Here is a 17,525-nt window from a genome sequence, read left to right as displayed (position 1 = left end):
GCCGCTAGACCCTTGCGCACCCGCGGCGGTCCCGCTAAACGTCCCGCCGCCATGGCCACGATCAATTCCAATTTCCTGAAGCTCAAAGCCGGATACCTCTTCCCCGAAATCGCCCGCCGCGTGAAGGCCTACTCGGAAGCGAACCCGGACAAGGCCGGCCGCATCATCCGCTGCGGCATCGGCGACGTGACCGAGGCCCTGCCGCCTGCCGTGGTGAAGGCCATGCACGAGGGCGTCGATGAGCTCGCGAACCGCAGCACCTTCCACGGCTACGGCCCGGAGCAGGGCTACGAGTTCCTCCGCCAGGCGATCGTGGACAACCAGTTCGCCGACCTCGGCATCGAGGCCGACGAGGTCTTCATCTCGGACGGTTCGAAGTGCGACACCGGCAACATCCTCGACATCTTCGGCAAGGGCAACCGCACCGGCATCACCGACCCGGTCTACCCCGTCTACGTCGACACCAACGTGATGGCCGGCAACACCGGTGACTCCAACGACAACGGTGCCTACGAGGGCCTCGTCTACCTGGAGTGCAACGCCGCCAACGGCTTCGTCGCCGCCCCGCCGGCCGAGAAGCTCGACCTCGTCTACCTCTGCTTCCCGAACAATCCGACCGGTGCCGTCGCCACCCGCGAGCAGCTTGAGGCCTGGGTGAAGTACGCGAAGGAGAACGACACCATCATCCTCTTCGACGCCGCCTACGAGGCCTTCGTCCAGGACGCCTCGGTCCCGCGCTCCATTTTTGAAATCGAAGGTGCCCGCGACGTCGCCATCGAATTCCGTTCGTTCTCGAAGAACGGCGGCTTCACCGGCGTCCGCTGCGCCTACGTCATCATCCCGAAGACCGTCACCGGCAAGTCCGAGTCCGGCGAGCGGATCCCGCTTCACCGCCTCTGGTCCCGCCGCCACAGCACCAAGTTCAACGGCGCCAGCTATCCGGTCCAGAAGGCCGCCGCCGCCGTCTTCTCGCCGGAAGGCAAGGAGCAGGTTTCCGCGCTGATCGAGCACTACATGGGCAATGCCAAGCTGCTCCGCGAAACCGCCCAGGCTCTCGGCCTCCAGGTCTTCGGTGGCGTGAACGCCCCGTATGTCTGGGTCGGCTGCCCGGCGGGCCTGACCTCGTGGGACATGTTCGACAAGATGCTGGAGGAAGCCCAGGTCGTCATCACCCCGGGCTCCGGTTTCGGTGCCGCCGGTGAGGGCTGGTTCCGCATTTCCGCGTTCAATTCCCGCGCCAACGTCGAGGAAGTCTGCCGCCGCCTGCAGGCGCTGGTTTCCTGAGCGATTTGTTAGCGCCATTTCTTGCGTCATGCGGAGCAGGAGTTATGGTGTCGAGCGTCGTGAAAAAGGCGCACGGTGCCCTGACCTCCCTTGCTCCGCTGGTTCTCTGCGGATGCCTCGTCGTATCCTGTGAGTCCCCGCAGAAACGGGCCCTCCGCCAGTTGTCCGAGCGCGGCGTCGAGCCGAGCGGCAAGGCGCTGCTGGAGGCCATGAAAACCGGGGATTCCGGTGAGGCCCGCCTGTTGGTGGAGGCCGGAGTCCACACCGGCCATCGCGATGAGGAGGGGCGCACGCCGCTGCAACTCGCGATTCTCCGTCATGACGTCGCCACCGCCCTGCTCCTGCTGGGGGCAGGCACCGGCGATCTTGATGTGGCCGATGTCCACGGCGTCACCGCCCTCGGTTACGCGCTGGTTGCGCAGGAAACCGCCATCGCCGACCGCCTGCTGGACGCGGGCGCGAAGACCGATGGCGTGATGCCGGATGGCGAGGAACTGTTGCCGTGGGCGATCCGCGAGGGCCGCCTGGCCTTTGTCCGCCACGCCATGGAAAAGGGCACCGACCCCCATGCCACCGACAGCAAGGGCAATCCGCTGGTGCAGGTGGCGATGGCGAACGGCCGCCGCGAGGTGCTGGCCGTGCTGCTGGAACGCGGGGCCGATGGCGCGTCCCTCGATGCCAAGGGGAAAAGTTTGCTCCACCAGGCGCTGGAGCGGGAATGGTTCGATCTGGTGCCGCGCCTGCTCAAGGCCGGGGCGGATCCCAATCTCGCCGATCCCCAGGGTTGCACGCCGGTGGAATTCGCCATCCGGAAGCAGGACGGGGAGTTGCTCAAGACCCTTTTCGCCTCAGGCGGGGATGCGGGACTTCGCAATCCCGCCGGGGATTCCCCCGTCAATCTGGTGATGCGGTCGGGTTGGGTCGAAGGCCGCGGTTTGCTGGCCAAGGCCGGAGCTGATTTCAACCGCCCGGATGCCGCGGGCAAGACCCCGATGGCCTATGCCATGGAGACGCGTGATTGCGATCTCGCCGCGGAACTCATCGGCTACGGCGCGAAACCGGTCGAAGGTGGCTGGAACCGCTGGTTGTCCCGCGCCTTGGCGATGGGCGATGTTCCGATGGTGCGCCGCCTTCTGACCATGGGGGTGAAGGCGGACCGGCCCGATCCATTCCGCCGCCTGCCGGTCGAGACCGCCGCGCTTTACGGCCGGGGGTCGCTGGTGCGGGTCCTTCTCGATGCGGGTGCTCCCGCCGGGGATTCGCTGTATCTTTCCTGTGTCACTGGCAACCGCAGCATGGCCCGCCTGCTGCTCGCCTATGGCGTGTCTCCGAATCCGTCCCGTGCGCCGTGGCTGGATACTCCGCTGGGAGCGGCGATCCGTTCCGGGGACGACCGCCTCGCCATCCTCCTGCTCCAGCGCGGGGCGCATCCGTTCCTGCGTCCCACCGAAGGACAGGCGCCGATGAACCTCGCCATCGCGTTGCAGCGCCCCGGAGTGGTGTTCACGCTGCTGAAAATGGGCGCGAACCCGAACGTCCCGTGCATTTCCCCGGCCCGGCCGTCGTTCCTGAAGCATGTGAAGTCGGGCTCGATGCGCTACGTGCTGCGGGAGGACAAGAATGTGACGCCGCTGATGCTCGCCGCCGCCAGCGGGGAAATCACCACCACCCTGCATCTGCTGGCCGCGGGCGCGAAGAAGGACATCACCACCCGCGAGACCCATTTCTGGCCGATCAATTTCGCCTCGTTCGCCGAGGACGTGCGGATGATGCGCGTCATCCTCGGGCGCGATCCGTGGATCGAGGAGCGGGTGATCGTCGTCAGCCTCTCCGAGCAGCGCGCGCGGGTCTACAACCAGTACGGCGACGAGATCTACACCACCAAGGTTTCCACCGGCAAACCGGGCTTCGCCACCAAGACCGGCGAGTTCGCCATCACCGACAAGAACCGCCAGTGGAAGTCCACCCTCTACCATGCGGAGATGCCATTCTTCCAGCGCCTCAGCGGCGCGGACTTCGGCATGCACGAGGGCGTGGTCCCTGGTTATCCGGCGTCCCACGGCTGCATCCGCGTCCCGTCCGGGAATGCGCAGAAACTCTTCTCGATGACCCAAACGGGCGACCGCGTGAAGATCGTGCCGTGAGGTTTCAGACCATCCGTGTCACCAGCACCTTGTCGACGCGGTTGCGGTCCAGATCGAGCACTTCGATCCGGTAGGGACCGGCTTCCAGCGTTTCGCCGGTGGTCGGCATGTGATCGAGTTTCTGAAGGATGAAACCGTTGAGCGTCAGATAATGGCGTGCGCCCTCGTCCTCGTTCGGGAAATCCGGGAACCGTTCGACGATCTCGTCGAAATACAGCGAGGCGTCCACCAGCCACGAGCCGTCCTTGCGCTCCACCACGGAAGGTTCCGCATCGGGGGATTCCTGGAAATCGCCGATGATCGCCTCCACCGCGTCCTGCATGGTGATGATCCCGCTGATGCCACCGAACTCGTCCGCCACCAGCGCGAAGGTGGACCCGGAGGTACGGAAGGTTTCGAGCAGCCGGATCACCGGTTGGGTCGGAGGCACCAGCAGCGCCGGGCGGGCCAGCGCCTTCAGGTCCACGGTGCCGCCCGTCCGCTGGGCAATGAACACGTCCTGGATGAAGACCACGCCCAGCACATTGTCGCGGCGGCCCTCGTGGAGCGGGAAGCGGGTGTGGCCGCTGGACAGCATCAAGTCGAAGGAGTGGTTCACCGGTGCGGCGGCATCCAGCCACACCATGTCGCCCCGCGGCGTCATCAGCTCGCGCACGCGCAGGCTGTCCAGCCCCAGCACCGCTTCCACCATTTCGGATTCCTCCGGCAGCAGCGCGCCGCTCTTGCCGCCCTCGCGGACGATCTGCTTCACGTCGTCCTCGCTCACCGTCTCCACCTCCGCGGGCTTGATCCGCAGCACCGCCGTGATCGCGTCCGCGGTTTGGCCGAACAAGCGGGCCAGCGGGCCGAAGACGGCGGTCCATTTCCGCACCGTCCTCGCCGTGAAACGCAGCACCGCCTCTGGATGGGCCAGCCCGATCCGCTTCGGCACCAGCGCGCCGAACAGCAGCACCGAGCCCGCCACCGCGGGCACCACCAGCACGCGGGCCAGCGGAGCCACCCAACCGGCGTCGTGGAGCAGCGGGCTCACCGCGGCAGCCAGCGGCGCGGCCAGGCCTTCCGAGGCGAAGGCTCCTGTTAGAACCGTGGCCAGCGTCACGATCGCCTGGGACGAGGAAAGCGCGTTGTCCGGCGCGCGCAGCAGGAACAGCGCGTCCTCCGTGCCTTCGTCCCCGGCCTTCAGCTTCGATTCACGGCACAGCACCAGCGCGATCTCGACCGTCGAGAGGAAGGCGTTGAGAGCGATCAGGAACAGGATGGCGAGTGCGGGAAGCCAGGGTGACATCTTTTGAAATCCCTGCACCCAAACCCATGCGGCGGCTTTGTGCAAGCTAGGAAAGACCGCCGCTCAGGGCACCGTCATCCCCGCCGTGGTCTCGTCCAGCGTCACCCGCACCCGCGCGAACTTCCGCGCCGCGTTCGCCGGAAAGGTGACCACCGCCTCCTTGAAGCCGGAAACCGCGGGCACATACGCTTGATAGGTGGTGGCCGTGCCGCCCGGGGCGGTCTGGCTCCAGGAGGTAAGATTGTCCGACCATTCGGTCACATACGTCAGCCCTCGTACTTGGGAATCCGAGCGAACGGGAAACCGCAGCGTGGCGGTGCCGGAGGCCGTCGTCAGCACCGTTCCGGCCGGAACGCCTGCCGCGAGAACGTCCGTGCCCGCCATGGGGTCGCCGCCGAAGCCATACTCGACAAGGTTGGTCCGGCCATCGCCATCCGGATCGGCGGTGGCGGCGGGCTGCGCCAGCGCGGCGCTCCACTGGGCGTAGGAGACGGCGGGGGCCAGGTCGTAGACATTGCTCGGGAGGTTGCTGCCATCGCTCTGTGCGGCCACCGTGACCGGCAGGCTCGCCACGTCCGGGATGGAGTTCCAGGACACGGTGAACGGCGCGTTGGCCGCGTTGGCCAGTGTGGCGCGGTGGATGATCCAAACGTCAGGTCCGGTCGTTTCGACGAGCCAATCGACACCGCTCACCGACGTGGGGCCGTTGCCGGTGGGAAAAGTCAGGGTGACCACGACGTTGGTGGTGCTGCTTCCTGAATTGGAAACCGTGAAGGTGGCCGAGCCGGATTGGACGCGGCGCAGTGTCGCCGGGCTGGTGGAGGTCTTCGAAGAGGCGAGCGTGGTGGCCGAGGGGGACGACGGGATCATCTGATAGCCATCGGTGGCCATCAGGGTGTTCAACTGGCTGACATAATGAGGCACGAACGTGTCATAGCTCGTGTAGGTCGTGGTGGAGGAGACCCTGTCCGCGGCGGAATGGGTGCCGGTCAGCAGCGGCTTCGAACCGGATGGGTCGATGAACGAGGGCGAACCGGAATCCCCGTCCTCGAAATACGAATCATCCTGCCCTCCGGACGCCAGCGTGTAGGGGAAGGAATACATCCGGGTCACGGTGCCATTGCCCAGATCGACATTGAAGAAGGAGGTCAGGGTGCCGCCTCCCACCCGGGTATTGAGCCCGAACACCCGCAGGGCCCTCCGCGTTGGATTGCCCATTGAGTAGTAGCTCTCGCTGGTGCTCGCGTAAGGAAACGCCGTCACCCCGGAACCGGTGGGGATGGGCGCGGTGAAACGGCCCAGCGTCAGGTCGGTGTTGACCGAGCTTTCTTGGATGATGGTGGTGGAGGCGATCGTGGCGGTCACGAGCTGGCCACCGGATGAAAGAAACCGGATCTGGTCGCCAATGCCCACGCCCCAGTGGGAGGGCATGACGAAATGCTGCGGCGACACCAGGGCGAACTGCCGCCGGGTGTCGGAAACCAGCCAGCCGACGCCGGTGTAGTTGGCTCCAGTGAACCAGGAGCCGGTGTTGAGAACCGGCGCCGAGGGAAAGCCGGTGAACCGGTCGTGGCGCGTGGCGCTGTAGGTCCGGATCGCGAGCGCGTGGGACTGGACGGTGGCGATCGCCAGGATCGCCATGGTGCTCCCCATCACCCGGTTCCCGAGCATCGGATGCATGTGTTCCAGCATACCTCCGGATCGATCACGCGCCAACAGGCACCAGCATCTTCGCCAGCGACAGGAAAATTCCCATGCTCGCGATGTCCGTGGCGGTGGTCAGGAAAATGCTGGAAGCCGTGGCCGGGTCCGCGCCGAGGCGTTTCAGCGTGAGCGGGATCAATGCGCCGGACAGGCCGCTGATCACGCAGCTCGCCGTCATCGCCATCATCACGATCGCCCCCATCAGCAGCGGGTGGGCGTTCTTCTGCATGCTGGCATAGATGAACATGCCGATGCCGGCGGTGAACCCCACCAGCACGCCGTTGGCGAGGCCGAGGGTCATTTCCTTGAGGATCAGGGTGCGCTCCTTGCCCTTCTTCACGTCGCCCAGCGTCATGCCGCGCAGGGACATCGCCAGCGCCTGGCAGCCGGTGTTGCCGGACTGACCGGCCATCACCGGCAGGAACACGGCGAGGATGACGAAACGGTTGATCGTGTCCTCGAAGCAGCCGACCACCGCCGCCGCGAGGAAGGCGGTGAGCAGGTTGATCTGGAGCCACGGGTGGCGGAGTTTCAGGCTCCGCGGGATCGGCGTGGCGAGGCGTTCCTCCTTCTCCACACCCACCATGCTACCGGCCTGCGCGCTGATCTCCACGACCTGTTCGGCGAAGAGACTGTCGCCGCGAACCAAGCCCTTGAGGCGGCCCTGGTCGTCACAGATCGGATAGACCGGGAAATGTTTCGCGAGCGCCGCCTTGAGCGCTTCGGGCATCGGCATCGACTCGCGCAGCGAGAAGACATCCTTGAGCATGATGTCGCCGAGCTTCGTTTCCGGGGTGGCCAGCAGCAGGTCCCGCATCACCACCACGCCCTCCAGTTTGCCGTCCGCGTCGGTGACGTAGCCATAGGTGATGAAGGCCGCGCGGGTCATCTCGCGCAGGCTTTCGATCGTCTCCGCCACGGTCATGTCCCTCCGGAACACGCCCACCGGCGGGGACATCAGTTCACCCACGGTGGTGGCACGCGGCTTCGGGGCCTCGGGGGAGGCTACGGCTTCCTCGCTCATGGCCTCGCACCCTGCCTGATCCGCGGGCGCTTCACAAGCTCAAGACCGCTCGACCGTGATCCGGGTGCGCAGCACGTGGTGGGCGCCGGGGGCCACGGTGACCTCCGCGCCGGGGCCGTTGGCCGCCTCGATGCAGACGAAATGCGGATAGTCCTCCAGCGGCAGGTCGCCCAGCGTGGCGGCCTTTTCCGGGCCGGGATTCCACACCACCGTCGAGCCGCTGCCGTGCTTGTGGACGTGGATCACGCGCGCGTCATCGCGCAGCACCAGGTCGGCGGTGGAGTCGTAGACACGGTCGACCTCGCCGACGATCCGCACCGGACCGGCTTGGTCGCCGGGGACGTTCAGGCCGCCGGCTTTCTCAAGGAACGTCGCGCCGTTCAGGCCGGTGATCTCGATTTCATCGACGTGGCTGATGGTGAGATAGGTGTGCAGGGCGGCCGTTTCCACCCACGGCTCCGTGCCGGTGTTGTGGGCGGCGAGGGAAACGTGCAGCTCCGCGCCGAGGCGGACTTCGACGATCGCCTCGAACTCGTGCGGCCACAGCGCGCGGGTCTGCTCGTCGGCTTTCAGGCCGAACCGCAGCTCCACCGAGGCGCCCTCGTCCCGGCAGCCCAGCAGCTTCCAAAATTTCCCGCGGGCGAAGCCGTGCGCGGGCTTGGTGGAGTCGGACGGATGCGGACCGAACCACGGCCAGCACACCGGGATGCCGCCGCGGATCGCCTTGCCCTCCTTGAGGCCGGTCTTCGGGCTCAGGTAGAGCACCGGCTCGTGGCCCGCCGGGGTCCACTCCATCACGTGCGCGCCGTGCAGCGCCACCTTCGCCCGGCAGGACGGGTGTTCGATCTCCAGGACCGGGTAGTTCTCGGCCGGGTGGGTCAGGCGGACGCAAGCGGGAAGGTCGGACATGGCGGAGAAAATGGCCGGTTGCCGCGGCCCCTGCAAGCCGCCATGGCTCCCGGTCCATGCACGCTGTTCAAGCCGGTCACAACTGCGGGCCATGGCGGCTCATCCGCCTGCGGCGATGAAGTCCTCCATCGTCACCCGCTTGGTCATCTTCCCACACGCTTTCAGGATGGCCCGGTCGCTGAAGCGCCGCCGCCCGGCCAGCGGGGGCAGCACCAGCAGATACTCCAGCACCGGCTTGAAATTCCGGCGGCGCTTGAAGTCCCCCGCACCGCTCGAGGCATTTTCCCACATCCGCTCCCGCATCGCGTGCTCGGTGGCCATCGCGGAGAGCTGCCGGTAAAGCGCGGCTTTCTGCGGCAGGGTCGTGTCGTGGCCGAGGATGGGTGTGGTCATCACGCGCCCCCCGGCATGGATGCCGAAGAACCCCAGCAACCGACCATTCGCCGGATCGGCCAGCCCGCCGAGCGACAGCCAGCCGCGTTGCCGGGCCAGTTCGATCATCCCGGGCGTGTAGTCCGGATGCCGGATCGTGTAGCGGTCCCGGTAGAGCTGGCGGTAAAGCCCGATCACCTCGTTCACGCGGCCGTTGTCGAAATCCGGATCTGTTAGATGAACCAACCCGGAAACATTCAGGCGCTTGAGGTCCCGGCGGTAATCCTTGCTCGGGGGAGCTTGGCCATCCGTGAAATCCTGGAGATAGACCACCCGGGCGGGCAGTAGCACCGTCTCCGCCCGCCATTCCGCGGGCACCTCGTCCGGCAACACATGGCGGATCGCGAACGGGCGCTCCGGCATCTCCTCACGCAGTTCCGGCAGCAGCCGCCACATCGCCCGTTCATCCTCTTCCGAGCGCAGCGTGGTGGAGAAAGGCAGGCTGCCGACCTGCACCGCGCGCTGCCATGGACCGCAGGACAGCACTCCCGCCGCGGCATTTCCGAGCACCGCCGCCAGTCCCGTGGGCCTCCGCTTCGCCCGCCATTCGTCCATCACGAATCCCACCACCGCGGACTCCAGGCAGGTGGTCCAACAGCGCTCGGCGGGCGGCAATGTCGGATCGAGGTCCGGGATGATCACGGGCACCTGGACTCCTTCCACGACATGTTCCACCAAGGTCGCCTCCGCATTGCGGATCAGGGGAGAAAGCGCGGTTTCCGTGCGGGTCATGGGGGAGACCCTTGCATCATGCTCTCCGGTGGGATGGGGCACGACGAAAATCCGCGGCTCACGCGGAGGAACCCTCAATCATCATCCTCATCGCGTCCGCTGAAGGTCCACACCCGGCGCGGACCCGCGTGCTCGGCGAGGCGGGTTTCGCCGTCTTGGTTAATGAGGTCGATTTTTCGGGAATCCGTCCGCTCTCCGATCTCTCGGGCCAGGGCCTCGGAGTGGGTGACGACAATCAATTGGGTCTCCGGCGGCACGGCGGCAATCAATCCCGCGAGTGCCGGCATCAGTCCGGCATGCAGGCTGTTCTCTGGTTCATTGAGCACGATCAGTGGCGGCGGCTTCGGGGTGAGTAGCGCGGCGCACAGGCAAAAAAAACGCAGCGTGCCATCGGACAACTCGCTGGCGTCCATCCAGCGCTTCAGGCCCGGACGCAGGATCTGGAGCTGAAAGCGCGCGTTTGCATCGAGCGTCCTCCAGCGGGTGCCGGGGAAACCCTGCTCCACGGCCTCCCGCAATGGTTCGCCGCGACCAGTCTCGACGATGGTGCGCAGGGTCGCCGCGAGATTCGCTCCGTCGTGGGCCAAGACCGGTGACCATGCGCCGACCTGCGGACGACGGAGGATGGAATCCAGGTCCGTGCGGAACTGGTGGTAGAACCGCCACGACAGCAGGATCTCCCGTGCCGCGGAAAGTCCCGGGAACTCAATCCCGTCCCGGATTTCCGAGAGCATCGATTCCGGTGCATGCAGCGGCAGCGGCGAAGACTCGAACACCCCTTCGCGGTTACGGAGCTGCACGGCGGGCCCCTTGCGACGCGCGACTTCCCGTCCCTTGCCCTTCTGGTGCAGGCGCAGGCTTTCTTGTTTGAGATCCGGATCGGTGCGGAAGTCGGTGTCCTGTCCGGGAACAGTGGGAACCAATCCGCACTCCATCGTGTAGTGGAAGAAGTCGTGCTCCAGCTCCCACTCCACCCGGATCGGCTTGTCCTTTTTCCGCTGTCCCGCCCAGGCCACGCTTGGCATGCCGCCCTCGGCCGCGATTGCCGCGGCGAAGTTCCCCTCCGCCATCCGCTGCATCATCGCCAGTGCACGGTAGAGGTTGGACTTCCCGACGCCATTGCCGCCGGTCACCACGGTCACGCGCCCCAGTTCCAACCGGAAGTCGAGCAGGGAGCGGTAGCCGCGGAGGTGGAGGGTGCGGAGCATCAGTGGGAGGATGGAGGAAAAGGATGGTGTTGGGAATGCAGGTTTTCCACGCGCTGACATTCGAAAAGAGCCCGGCGTTTCCCATGGCGGTGGGGGATGATCGGAGTTGGGATGTTCCCGTATGAACAGCCCCGTCGAACCGCACGCCCAACTGGTCCCCATCGAGCTCGAATCCGGTCTTCCCGCGTGGAGCGATTCCCAGTCCGGTGGCGCTTATCTGAAGTCCGCCGACTACTGGGAATGGCTCGCACATCAGCCGGGGCGCATGGAGACGTTGCCTGCACGAGGTGGTTCCGCCGCGGTGTTGGAGGATGCCGATGCTCCCGCCCGTATTTGTCCGGAGTCCGGCTCGCTCATGACCCGCTTCCGCGTCGGCCATGGATTCTCCTTCTTTATCGACCGTTCGCCCACCGGCGGATTCTGGCTGGATGCCGGGGAATGGACGGCGCTGAAAGAGCGGAACTTTCACGACGAAATCCACCGCGTTTTCACCGATGTCTGGCAGAGGGGCGTCCGTTCCGATGCCGCCCATGAGGCCTTGGAAGCGGGGTTCCGCGAACAGCTCGGCGAGGAAGGTTACGCACGGGCGCTCGAGTTCCGGGACTGGCTTGCCGGACAGCCGAACCGCAGCCGCGTGCTGGCGTGGGTTTCCGAGCCGCTCAGGCACGGTGGGCATTGATCACTCCATCGGGGCCAGCAGCGCGCCGAGGGTGTTCGAGTCGAGGCGGGTGGAGACGTCCGCGTCGGCGAGCAGGGCGTTGGCGAGCTGGCTCTTCTGCTGCTGGAGCTTGTGGATGCGCTCCTCGACCGTGCCCTGGCAGATCAGCTTGTGGACGAAGACCGGCTTGTCCTGGCCGATCCGGTAGGCGCGGTCGGTGGCCTGGGCTTCGGCGGCGGGGTTCCACCATGGGTCGTAGTGGATCACGGTGTCCGCCGCCACCAGGTTGAGACCGGTGCCGCCCGCCTTCAGCGAGATCAGGAACACCGAGGCATCGCCCTCCTGGAACTCCTTCACCAGCCCGCCGCGGTTCTTCGATTCACCGGTGAGTTTCAGGAACGAGATCTTCCGCGCCTTCAGCCCGTCCTCGATGATCTGGAGCATCGAGGTGAACTGGGAGAACAGCAGCGTGCGGCGGCCTTCCTCGACCAGCGTCTCCAGTAGTTCGAAGAGGTAGTCCAGCTTGCCGGAGCCGGCGAGTTCCGCCTCCAGCTTCGACTCGCCTTCGAGCTTCAGCAGCCGCGGGTCGCAGCAGATCTGGCGCAGCTTCATCAGCGCCTCCAGGAACACCATCTGCGACTTGTCGAAACCGCGAGCCGCGATCGCCTGGCGCACCCGCTTGTCCATGGCGGCGCGGATGGTTTCGTAGAGATCCTTTTGGCCGGAGGTCAGCTCGACCATGTGGACCAGCTCGGTCTTCGGCGGCAGTTCCTTCGCCACCTGGTCCTTGGTGCGGCGCAGGATCAGCGGGGCCACGCGCTTTTTCAGCGCGGCCTGGCGTTCCTCGTCGCCATTGCGCTCGATCGGCGTGCGGAAGCGGCGGTTGAAATCCTCCTGGCTGCCGAGGAAACCGGGCATCAGGAACTTGAGCTGGCTCCACAGTTCGCCGAGGTGGTTCTCCACCGGCGTGCCGGACAGGCACAGGCGGTGGCGGGCGTTGAGCTTGCACGCGGCCTGCGCGACCTTCGCCGACGGGTTCTTGATGTTCTGCGCCTCGTCCAGCACCGCGAGGTGGAACGAATGCTCGGCGAGCTTGTCGATGTCGCGCTGGAGCAGGGCGAACGAGGTGAGGACCACGTCCGCGTAGGGGATCGAGCGGAAGTACTTTTTCCGCTCCGGGCCATCGAGCAGCAGGATCCGCAGCTCGGGGGCGAACTTCCGGATCTCCGCCTGCCAGTTCGGCACCACGCTCGTCGGCGCGATCACCAGCGACGGCCGCTTCGCATTGCGGCCGCTGGCTTTCTCCGCGAGGATGTGGGTGATGGTCTGGAGCGTTTTGCCGAGGCCCATGTCGTCGGCCAGGATGCCGTGAAGCTCGTGGCGGGCGAGGAACTGCATCCAGCGGAAACCGGAGAGCTGGTACGGACGCAGCTCGGCCTTCAGCCCCTCCGGCGGCGGTTCCGGGTTGATGCCCTCGAAGCCGTTGAGCTTCTCCGCCAGCTCGGCGAGGCGCGGCGGCGGCTCGATCCCGAACTCGGCCAGTCCCAGCGCGGCGGCGTCGAGCGGGTGCAGCGGCATCTTGCCGCCCTTGAACCGGCGCGGGTCGATCAGCGCGGCGAAATGCTTGAGAATCTTCCGCACCCGCGCGGCGGGCAGGCGCAGCGCGGTGCCGTCCGGCAGGTAGTGCAGGAAGTGGCCGTCGGCGGGGAACTCCAGCGATTCCTCCAGCGCGCCCTTGTCGAGCAGCGCGGCGAGGATCGGCAGCAGGTCGATCGACTTGCCCGCCACCTCGATGCCTACCGAGAGGTGGAACCAGCCGGTGGAGTCGTCCTCGAGGGTGAACACCCAGTTGTCCGGGTCGAGGTCGATCACGTCGTAGCCCACGTCGCGATCCACCTCGAAGGTCCATTTCGCCGCTTCCAGCAGCTCGCGGCCGCGCGAACGCAGCCACGGCCAGAACTCGTTGATCGGGCCGTGCACCGGCGAGGGGAACCACAGGCCCGCCTCCTTCGCGGAACCTTTCTTCCCGGCCAGCGATAGCAGGAAACGGAACTCGGCGTGGCCCGCCAGGCTGCCGAGACCCACCTGCTGGAGCGTCTGCACCGCGTTGTATTCCGCCGCCACGTCGCGCCGGATCACCAGCGGCCCCTTTTTCGTGTCCACGCGGAATTCACGTGGCGCGGCCGTGCCGGCCAGCGGGATACGATGCTCGCCGTAGATCGCGAACGGGCGCGCGACCACCCAGTCGCCCTGGTCCGGCATTTTCAACGCCTGGAGCAGCAGTCGGATCACCTTCGAGTCGGTGGACTCGCGGACCAGTGAAAGATGGAAGGCGGGGGCGATCTCGACGTGCGGGATGTCCTCGGGCGCGGGCACCAGCTCGGCGGCGGTCGCGAGCTCAGGGGCCTGGCGGCTGCGGACGGTCGCGCCCTCCAGCACCCGGACCAGCGTTTTCGGTTTCGAAGCCTCGGTCAGGATCGCCGCGGCGTGCGGGCAGAACCGGCCGAACTCGCACGAGCAGTTCGTTTCGAACTGCCAGCCGTCCCCGGCCACCCACAGCGGCACCTCGCAGTCCTCCCCGGCCACGGTGGCCCGCAGCGTCAGGTTGTTGTCGTCCGGCCGCTCGGCGGCCAGCTCGCGGACCTTGCTTTTCAGCTTCTGCCCGGCGGCCAGGTGCTCCTCGTCGAAACGCTCCTGCCAGAGGAGGTTTTCGAGGTAGTCACGGATGGCGGCGGTGGTGGGCAAGGGGCGGAAAGCATGCAAGCCGCGGGGCCGGAGTCGAGGCTTTAGCGCGTCTCATTCTTGCTCCGGTGGCGGGTTTTGTGCGAGAATGCTCCATGGCGATCTACAATCCCGCGTTGCAGGTCTTCCTCATCCCCCTGTGGGACCACTCCATCACGCTGCGCGAGGGCATGCGGCGGCTGCTGGCCATCGGCAACGACCAGGGCGAGGTGCCGTTCCTGGTGAAAATCATGGAAAACCCGGCGTTCGACCTGCCGCCGCTGTCGATGTTCCGCGGCCGGGTCACGCTGGAGCAGCACGATTGCGTGCACCTCTTGCTCGGGCGAGGCACCACGCTCTACGACGAGGCTTTCACCATTGGCTTCACGATGGGTTCCTCGAAGGAAATGAGCACCGCCGCCACCCGCTGGTTCGCCACCGTGGCGGGGCGGTGGTATCCGAAACCGTATCGCTTTCCTAAATCCGCCCGCCGCATCTTCACCGATGCCGTGCATCTGGGAGCGGTATCGGAATGCAAGCCACTGGATCGCATCGACTTCGAACCATTGATGGGACTCACCCTCCATGAAGCCCGCCGAAAGCTCGGGATCGAGGAGGAGCTCCTCCAAGCCTACTACAACGTCGAAGCCACCCGGAACCCGAAGATCACCGCCTGCCGGAGGCTTCACAAGGAGTAGGGACATTCTTGTCCCGTCTCTTGAATACTTGCCAGCGGAGCTGGGTGGTTTTTTTAAACGGGACAGGAATGTCCCTACCCCTTGGTGAAGAGCCTCAGCAACTCCCCCGCTGCCGGGCTGGTCCCCGTGCCGCGGCGTTTCATCAGGCTGATCACCCGGTGCAATCCCTCCCTTGCAAACGGCCGGAACACGACCCCATCCCCGAGGTCCCGCACCGCTAGCTTCGGCACCACGGTCACCCCCAGACCTGCGGCGACCATCGCCAGCGCGGTCGAGAGCTGGTCGCAGCGCAGCCCGGGATTCGGCTCGCGGATCTTGCACACCCGCAGCGTGCGGTCGGAAAGACAGTGCCCGCCCTGAAGGTGGATCAACTCCGACGCATCCAGGTCCGCGGGCGTCGGCGGGGCTTTACGGGTCGCCAGCGGATGATCCGCCGGGGCGGCCAGCAGCAGCGGCTCGCGGAACAACTCGCGCAGGTGCAGCGACCAGCGTTTGCGCTCCGCTTCCGCCACGTCGCTGAGGATCGCGAACTCGATCGCGCCTGACACCACCTGCGGGATCAGATCCGCGGTGCGGGCCTCGGACACCGCGAGGTCGATCCCGGGAAACCGCTTCCGGAACGGTCCCAGCAAGCGCGGCAACAGGTAGGGCGCTATGGTGGGGATGATCCCGAACGCCACCCGCCCGGACTGGAGCTCGCGCCGCCCGGTGAAGGCATCCTTCACCCGCTCCGTTTCCTCCAAGATGCGTCCGGCGTGCTCCATCAGCAGCGTGCCCGCGGCGGTGGGTTCCACGCCGCGCGGCTTGCGGATCAGCAGCGGTTCGCCCAGCTCCGCCTCCAGCGCCTGGATCTGCTGGCTGAGGGCGGGCTGCGAGAGATGGCAGCGTTTCGCCGCGGCGGTGAGCGATCCCTCCTCGAGGATCGCGCGCAGGAGTTCGAGCTGGCGGATTTCCATGGTGTCCGATCCATAAGTAAATCCAATGCCTTGTTTCGCAACAAGCGATTACCTGGATGGCGGGTTTCCGGGCATGATCACGTCGTTCCTCAAAGGCCATGATCTACTTCCTGCGAAACCACTACCCCGCCGAGTTCCGGAGCTTCGTCCTGATGTGGCGGGAAACCACGCCCGCCGATGGCAACCGCCTCCGCCATGTCATTGCCGCCGTGCTCTCCGGGCTCTCGATCCTCGGCATCCTCTTCCTTTCCTGACCGCAACCCATGAAACCGACCCTTACCACCACCGCAGGCAATCCCGTCGCCGACAACCAGAACTCCCTCAGCGCCGGACCGCGCGGTCCGCTGCTGCTGCAGGACTACCAGCTCATTGAGAAGCTCGCCCACCAGAACCGCGAGCGCATCCCCGAGCGCGTGGTTCATGCGAAGGGCTCCGGCGCGTTCGGCACTTTCACCGTGACCCACGACATCACGAAGTACTCGAAGGCCGCCATCTTCTCCCAGGTTGGCAAGCAGACGGAAACGCTGCTGCGCTTCTCCACCGTGGCCGGTGAACGCGGCGCGGCCGATGCCGAGCGCGACGTGCGCGGCTTCGCGCTGAAGTTCTACACCGACGAGGGCAACTGGGATCTGGTGGGCAACAACACGCCCGTCTTCTTCGTTCGCGATCCTCTGAAATTCCCGGACTTCATTCACACCCAGAAACGCCATCCGCGCACCAACCTGCGCAGCGCCACCGCGATGTGGGATTTCTGGTCGCTCTCTCCGGAGAGTCTGCACCAGGTCACCATCCTGATGTCGGACCGCGGCCTGCCGAAGAGCTACCGCCACGTCAACGGCTACGGTTCCCACACTTACTCGCTGCTGAATGCCGCGGGCGAACGCTTCTGGGTGAAGTTCCACTTCAAGACCCGCCAGGGCATCGAGACCATGACCAATGCCGAAAGCGAACAGGTCATCGCCAAGGACCGCGAATCGTCGCAGCGCGATCTCTACGAGGCGATCGAGCGGGGCGATTTCCCGAGGTGGGACGTGAAGATCCAGGTGATGCCGGAGGCCGATGCGGAGACGTACCACCTCAATCCCTTCGATCTCACCAAGGTCTGGCCGCACGGCGACTACCCGCTCATCGACGTGGGCGTGCTGGAGCTGAACCGCAACCCCGCGAACTATTTCCAGGAGATCGAGCAATCGGCCTTCTCCCCTTCCAACATCGTGCCGGGCATCGGCTTCTCGCCGGATAAAATGCTCCAGGCCCGCATCTTCTCCTACGCGGACGCCCACCGCTACCGCGTCGGCACCTGGTATGAGGCCCTGCCGGTGAACCGTCCGAAGTCCGCGGCCAACCACTACCACCAGGACGGCGCGATGAACTTCGCCACGCCCGCCGCCAGCGACGCCTACTACGAACCGAATAGCTTCAACGGTCCCATCGAGCACGAGCGCTTCGCCGAGCCGCCGCTGAAAATCTCCGGCGATGCGGACCGCTACAACCACCGCGAGGGCAACGACGACTACACCCAGCCCGGCAACCTGTTCCGCCTGATGAGCGATGCCCAGCAGCAGGCGCTCTTCGGCAACATCGCCGCCGCCATGGACGGCGTGCCGCTTCCAATCATCCACCGCCAGCTCGCTCACTTCCACAAGGCCGACCCTGCCTACGCCGCTGGCGTGGCGAAGGCCCTGGAAATCGACTGGACCGCCAGCGGCGCTTACCCGAACGAGCCGGTCGGAGCTGGCAGCGCCTGAGAACCCCAACCTGACCGGAACC

14 protein-coding genes are annotated in these 17,525 nt (G+C 66.1%); 6 read left to right on the top strand and 8 right to left on the bottom strand.

What is annotated here, in order from left to right; genetic code table 11:
* The first annotated feature begins 51 nt into the window (after nt 1-51).
* The gene (locus tag llg_RS06060; protein ID WP_338288800.1) at nt 52-1,284 is read left to right on the top strand and encodes an LL-diaminopimelate aminotransferase; all 1,233 of its coding nucleotides are present in this window, start codon (nt 52-54) and stop codon (nt 1,282-1,284) included.
* A 59-nt stretch (nt 1,285-1,343) separates the two neighbouring features.
* Nucleotides 1,344-3,428 carry an ankyrin repeat domain-containing protein gene (locus tag llg_RS06055; protein ID WP_338288799.1) on the top strand — a complete coding sequence of 695 codons (2,085 nt, stop codon included), beginning with the start codon at nt 1,344-1,346 and terminating at the stop codon, nt 3,426-3,428.
* 4 nt (nt 3,429-3,432) lie between these two features.
* Here llg_RS06055 and llg_RS06050 read toward each other — a convergent pair whose 3' ends face one another.
* The 6 genes from llg_RS06050 to llg_RS06025 all read right to left on the bottom strand — a co-directional run bounded on the left by llg_RS06050 (nt 3,433) and on the right by llg_RS06025 (nt 10,722).
* Nucleotides 3,433-4,713, bottom strand: a complete 1,281-nt coding sequence (locus llg_RS06050; protein ID WP_338288798.1) for a hemolysin family protein — start codon at nt 4,711-4,713, stop codon at nt 3,433-3,435.
* A 63-nt stretch (nt 4,714-4,776) separates the two neighbouring features.
* Nucleotides 4,777-6,393 carry a hypothetical protein gene (locus llg_RS06045; protein WP_338288795.1) on the bottom strand — a complete coding sequence of 539 codons (1,617 nt, stop codon included), beginning with the start codon at nt 6,391-6,393 and terminating at the stop codon, nt 4,777-4,779.
* 25 nt (nt 6,394-6,418) lie between these two features.
* Nucleotides 6,419-7,441 (bottom strand): magnesium transporter, encoded by a 1,023-nt coding sequence (locus tag llg_RS06040; protein ID WP_338288794.1) that lies wholly within the window; start codon nt 7,439-7,441, stop codon nt 6,419-6,421.
* A gap of 39 nt (nt 7,442-7,480) precedes the next feature.
* Nucleotides 7,481-8,350 (bottom strand): D-hexose-6-phosphate mutarotase, encoded by an 870-nt coding sequence (locus llg_RS06035; RefSeq protein ID WP_338288793.1) that lies wholly within the window; start codon nt 8,348-8,350, stop codon nt 7,481-7,483.
* Nucleotides 8,351-8,449: 99 nt separating this feature from the next.
* Nucleotides 8,450-9,514 (bottom strand): hypothetical protein, encoded by a 1,065-nt coding sequence (locus llg_RS06030; protein WP_338288791.1) that lies wholly within the window; start codon nt 9,512-9,514, stop codon nt 8,450-8,452.
* Nucleotides 9,515-9,588: 74 nt separating this feature from the next.
* Nucleotides 9,589-10,722, bottom strand: coding sequence for an AAA family ATPase (locus tag llg_RS06025; protein ID WP_338288790.1), 1,134 nt, complete (start codon nt 10,720-10,722; stop codon nt 9,589-9,591).
* A gap of 121 nt (nt 10,723-10,843) precedes the next feature.
* Here llg_RS06025 and llg_RS06020 point away from each other — a divergent pair, with 121 nt between their 5' ends.
* Nucleotides 10,844-11,401, top strand: a complete 558-nt coding sequence (locus tag llg_RS06020) for a hypothetical protein (RefSeq protein WP_338288789.1) — start codon at nt 10,844-10,846, stop codon at nt 11,399-11,401.
* On the opposite strand, the gene llg_RS06015 is transcribed toward llg_RS06020, so the two are convergent.
* A complete protein-coding gene (locus llg_RS06015; RefSeq protein WP_338288788.1) occupies nt 11,402-14,125 on the bottom strand; it encodes a DEAD/DEAH box helicase in 2,724 nt (907 codons plus the stop codon).
* A 92-nt stretch (nt 14,126-14,217) separates the two neighbouring features.
* On the opposite strand from llg_RS06015, the gene llg_RS06010 reads away from it, so the two are divergent.
* Nucleotides 14,218-14,799 carry a hypothetical protein gene (locus tag llg_RS06010; RefSeq protein ID WP_338288787.1) on the top strand — a complete coding sequence of 194 codons (582 nt, stop codon included), beginning with the start codon at nt 14,218-14,220 and terminating at the stop codon, nt 14,797-14,799.
* 74 nt (nt 14,800-14,873) lie between these two features.
* Here the strand turns inward: llg_RS06010 and llg_RS06005 are convergent, their stop codons facing one another.
* Entirely contained in the window at nt 14,874-15,755 is an 882-nt protein-coding gene (locus llg_RS06005) for a LysR substrate-binding domain-containing protein (protein WP_338288784.1), read from the bottom strand.
* 98 nt (nt 15,756-15,853) lie between these two features.
* Between llg_RS06005 and llg_RS06000 the strand changes: the two genes are divergently transcribed.
* Both llg_RS06000 and llg_RS05995 read left to right on the top strand, forming a co-directional pair.
* A complete protein-coding gene (locus tag llg_RS06000; RefSeq protein ID WP_338288782.1) occupies nt 15,854-16,009 on the top strand; it encodes a hypothetical protein in 156 nt (51 codons plus the stop codon).
* 9 nt (nt 16,010-16,018) lie between these two features.
* The gene (locus llg_RS05995) at nt 16,019-17,503 is read left to right on the top strand and encodes a catalase (RefSeq protein ID WP_338288780.1); all 1,485 of its coding nucleotides are present in this window, start codon (nt 16,019-16,021) and stop codon (nt 17,501-17,503) included.
* The last annotated feature ends 22 nt before the right edge of the window (nt 17,504-17,525 follow it).

Source organism: Luteolibacter sp. LG18, assembly GCF_036322585.1.
Lineage (GTDB): Bacteria > Verrucomicrobiota > Verrucomicrobiia > Verrucomicrobiales > Akkermansiaceae > Luteolibacter.
Note: the sequence above shows the minus strand (reverse complement) of the source record. Positions and strands in the feature narration are given on the sequence as shown.

Coding starts and splice junctions, on each gene's coding strand:
- llg_RS06060 (WP_338288800.1), top strand. CDS start 52: ATGGCCACGATCAATTCCAATTTCCTGAAGCTCAAAGCCGGATACCTC.
- llg_RS06050 (WP_338288798.1), bottom strand. CDS start 4,713: ATGTCACCCTGGCTTCCCGCACTCGCCATCCTGTTCCTGATCGCTCTC.
- llg_RS06045 (WP_338288795.1), bottom strand. CDS start 6,393: ATGCATCCGATGCTCGGGAACCGGGTGATGGGGAGCACCATGGCGATC.
- llg_RS06040 (WP_338288794.1), bottom strand. CDS start 7,441: ATGAGCGAGGAAGCCGTAGCCTCCCCCGAGGCCCCGAAGCCGCGTGCC.
- llg_RS06035 (WP_338288793.1), bottom strand. CDS start 8,350: ATGTCCGACCTTCCCGCTTGCGTCCGCCTGACCCACCCGGCCGAGAAC.
- llg_RS06030 (WP_338288791.1), bottom strand. CDS start 9,514: ATGACCCGCACGGAAACCGCGCTTTCTCCCCTGATCCGCAATGCGGAG.
- llg_RS06025 (WP_338288790.1), bottom strand. CDS start 10,722: ATGCTCCGCACCCTCCACCTCCGCGGCTACCGCTCCCTGCTCGACTTC.
- llg_RS06020 (WP_338288789.1), top strand. CDS start 10,844: ATGAACAGCCCCGTCGAACCGCACGCCCAACTGGTCCCCATCGAGCTC.
- llg_RS06010 (WP_338288787.1), top strand. CDS start 14,218: ATGGCGATCTACAATCCCGCGTTGCAGGTCTTCCTCATCCCCCTGTGG.
- llg_RS06005 (WP_338288784.1), bottom strand. CDS start 15,755: ATGGAAATCCGCCAGCTCGAACTCCTGCGCGCGATCCTCGAGGAGGGA.
- llg_RS06000 (WP_338288782.1), top strand. CDS start 15,854: ATGATCTACTTCCTGCGAAACCACTACCCCGCCGAGTTCCGGAGCTTC.
- llg_RS05995 (WP_338288780.1), top strand. CDS start 16,019: ATGAAACCGACCCTTACCACCACCGCAGGCAATCCCGTCGCCGACAAC.